Below are 478 nucleotides of genomic sequence, written 5' to 3'. Positions count from 1 at the left end.
AGGCATGGTGCTTTAGCATCATTGTTATGAAAAACTACAGCCGAGGCAGACACACCATTTTTTACCACCGATACCATCTGGTGTGGATCACGAAGTATCGATATCGGGTGATGAATTATGAGATTAAGAAACGGGTACGCGAGTTGGTTGCGCAAGCTGCGGAGGAGGTTGGAGTAAAGATTCTCAATGGTGTGGTATCGAGCGACCATGTACATATTTTCGCGGAAATACCTCCCCACATCCCAGTAAGCGATTTCGTGAAGAGAGCGAAGGGAAAATCGTCGCCTAAGATCCAACAAGAATTTCCGCAGTTGAGGAAGACATACTGGGGTCGGCATTTTTGGGCCCGGGGATATTTCAGCGCCACCAGTGGAAATGTGACCGATGACGTGATTAACGAATATATCAATCATCACAGTGAAGGGAAAGAACCGCAAAATGTATCGCGCATCCGTCTCGAGTAGCTTTAGCTTGACAT

The 478-nt window shown here is 46.9% G+C and carries 1 protein-coding gene; it reads left to right on the top strand.

All coding sequences use genetic code 11. The annotated features are described in order from the left end of the window. On the top strand, positions 1-464 hold a 464-nt coding region (tnpA, locus tag BQ17_RS04985), incomplete at its 5' end, for an IS200/IS605 family transposase (RefSeq protein ID WP_439645643.1). Positions 465-478: the final 14 nt, after the last annotated feature.

Origin of the sequence: Candidatus Thiosymbion oneisti, from assembly GCF_900092655.1 — a bacterium.
GTDB classification, from domain to species: domain Bacteria; phylum Pseudomonadota; class Gammaproteobacteria; order Chromatiales; family Chromatiaceae; genus Thiosymbion; species Thiosymbion oneisti.
The sequence above is the reverse complement of the archived record's forward strand: the minus strand, read 5'-3'. Positions and strand labels throughout refer to the sequence as shown.